A 2,860-nucleotide genomic window follows, 5' to 3' on the forward strand; every position below is an offset into this window, starting at 1 on the left:
GATTCTAAAACCGCTTCCTTTTTTGAGAAGTGACTAATTTATAAAAATTTAAAGAAATAAAGGAAGATATTTAATGAAACTGGGAACTTATATTCTAAAAAGAATTTTTTTAATGGTCATTGTTATGTTGGGAGTAGCGACGATCGTTTTTTTTATAACTCATATTATTCCCGCAGACCCAGTTGGAGCGATATTAGGTGGGAATGCCCCCATAGAACGCGTTGATGAAATGAGACATCAACTTGGTTTGGATAAACCGATAATATTACAGTTCATTGATTATATAAAGGGCATAGTTCATGCAGATTTTGGAATATCTCTCAAATCAAATCGGCCTGTCTTAAAAGATATAATAAATTATTTCCCAGCTACCATTGAATTGGCAATTGTTTCTATGATTTTTGCTGTATTGGTTGGTGTATTTCTCGGTGTATTTTCTGCCATCTATCGAAATAAGTCTATTGACCATTTTTCAAGGGTATTTTCGATATTAGGTGTATCGATGCCGGTTTTTTGGCTCGGTTTATTACTGTTATTATTGTTTTATTATCATCTTGATTGGCTCCCGGGTGGAGGCAGACACAATCTTTTTATTTTTCCTACTCATATTACCGGACTTTTACTATTAGATTCTATTATTGCGAGAGATTGGGTAGTTTTTTGGGACGTGCTTCGTCATATTATACTTCCCGCATTCGTTCTCGGCTATGCTTCGGCTGCATCAATAGCGAGAATAATGAGGGCAAGTATGTTAGATGTTCTTAGACAAGATTTTATAAGAACAGCTAAATCAAAAGGACTTCCAAAAAGATTGGTAATATATCGTCACGCCCTTAAGAATGCACTTATACCTGTTGTCACCGTAATAGGTCTTTCCTTTGGAAGCCTTTTAAGCGGTGCTGTACTTACTGAAACTATCTTTAGTTGGCCTGGTTTAGGAAGATATATTGTAAACGCTTTACTCGTATTAGATTATCCAGCTGTAACAGGAGGAACTCTATTTATTGCGTTTATTTATTCTCTTGCCAACCTCCTTGTAGATATTTCTTATGCTACTCTTGACCCAAGAATGAGAGTTTAAAGAAAGGAATAGAAAAAAATTATGAATAGTGTAAAAAATATATCACTAAAAGGAAAAATGGAATTATTTTTTAAACAAAGAGGACCCATTCTTGAAGATTGGAAACATACTTTTTATTTATGGAAAAGCACCCCTCTTGCAATGATTGGAACTGTAATAATAGTTATATTTTTATGTATTGCCATCTTTGCGCCACTATTAACTTCTTATAACCCTACTGCCCAAAATATGAAGGAAAGATTACTTCCTCCGAGTTCTCAACACATTTTTGGTACAGATCAATATGGTCGAGATGTATTTAGCCGTGTTGTTTACGGAACAAGAGTTGAGGTGTGGATAATTTTTATCGTATCAATAATAAGCATTACTATTGGTACGGTAGTTGGTATTAGCGCAGGTTATTTTGGAGGAGTTGTTGATGAAATCCTCATGAGAATAACAGATATGTTTTTGGCATTTCCAAGACTAGTATTAGCTATGGTACTGACTGCTGCGCTTGGCCCAAATCTTACTAATACAATGATTGCTATTGCATTGGTAGATTGGACAGTGTATGCCAGACTTGGAAGAGCTGAAGCAATGAAAGTTAAATCCCAACCATATATAGAAGCTATAAAGGCAATAGGAGCAAAAGATTTTAGAATAATAGCCTCTCATGTTTTACCCATGTCTATATCTCCGGTGGTTGTTCAACTGACTTTAAGGATGGGAACTATTATTCTTACTGCAGCCGGTCTTGGCTTTCTTGGACTTGGGGCCCAACCTCCGACACCAGAATGGGGAGCAATCGTAAGTGATGGTCGTAGTTATCTTGTAGCCCAATGGTGGATAACTACTTTTCCTGGTATTGCCATAGCAATTGTCGTTTTAGGTTTTAATCTTTTAGGTGATGGTATTAGAGATATATTAGATCCAAGGCTCAGGAGGTAGTATATGGAAAAAATAAGAGGAAACCTTTTAGATATTACCGGACTTAATGTTTTTTTCCATACTTATCGGGGAATAATAAAAGCATTAAATGGTGTAGAATTATGGATGAACAAAGGTGAAAGACTTGGTATAGTCGGGGAAACCGGGTGCGGTAAATCCGTGACTGCTTTATCTATAATGGGATTAATAGAACAGCCTGGGGAAATTATTAAAGGAAATATAATATTTGAAGATAAATTATTAACTTCTATGAAGGAAGATAAACTTAATGATATTCGAGGTAGAGAAATTGCTATGATCTTTCAGGAGCCCGTTGCTGCCCTTAATCCGGTAATGAGAGTAGGGTTTCAGATAGCTGAAAGTATTGCCAGAAGTAAGAAGAAAAGTAAAGTTAAGGAAATATATTCAGAAGTTAGAAGAATGTTGGAAATAGCTGGACTTGATTGGAAAAGAACCATAAATCTTTATCCCCATGAGTTAAGCGGAGGCATGGCGCAAAGGGTTATGATAGCCATGGCTCTATCTTCCAATCCAAAACTGCTCATAGCAGATGAACCGACTTCTGCCCTTGATGTGACTATACAAGCGCAAATCCTGGAATTGCTTGATGAATTGGTAAAGAAGTTTGGTAATGCTGTTATATTAATAACTCATGATATGGGAGTGGCAGCAGAATTTTGTGATAAAATGGCGGTCATGTATGCCGGGAACATGGTTGAATATGCGAGAACAATTAATATCTTTGAAAATCCTCATCATCCTTATACTAAGGGGCTTCTAAAGGCAGTTCCGAAAATTGGCAGGACAGACGAGCTTCAGAGCATATGTGGAATTGTACCGGATTTAGTC

3 protein-coding genes are annotated in these 2,860 nt (G+C 36.4%); all 3 read left to right on the forward strand.

The window, feature by feature from the left end; all coding sequences use genetic code 11:
- The first annotated feature begins 73 nt into the window (after positions 1-73).
- Positions 74-1,081, forward strand: coding sequence for an ABC transporter permease (locus tag Q7J67_06855; protein ID MDO9464997.1), 1,008 nt, complete (start codon positions 74-76; stop codon positions 1,079-1,081).
- Positions 1,082-1,138: 57 nt separating this feature from the next.
- Positions 1,139-2,011 carry an ABC transporter permease gene (locus Q7J67_06860; protein ID MDO9464998.1) on the forward strand — a complete coding sequence of 291 codons (873 nt, stop codon included), beginning with the start codon at positions 1,139-1,141 and terminating at the stop codon, positions 2,009-2,011.
- Between the two features lie 3 nt (positions 2,012-2,014).
- Positions 2,015-2,860 (forward strand): ABC transporter ATP-binding protein (locus tag Q7J67_06865; protein ID MDO9464999.1); only part of this gene is annotated, 846 nt, incomplete at its 3' end.

The organism is bacterium, from assembly GCA_030652805.1.
In the GTDB taxonomy this organism is placed as follows: domain Bacteria; phylum JAHJDO01; class JAHJDO01; order JAHJDO01; family JAHJDO01; genus JAHJDO01.

Bases quoted from the DNA above. Each gene is read 5' to 3' on its own strand.
- Q7J67_06855 (MDO9464997.1), top strand. From the start codon at position 74: ATGAAACTGGGAACTTATATTCTAAAAAGAATTTTTTTAATGGTCATT.
- Q7J67_06860 (MDO9464998.1), top strand. From the start codon at position 1,139: ATGGAATTATTTTTTAAACAAAGAGGACCCATTCTTGAAGATTGGAAA.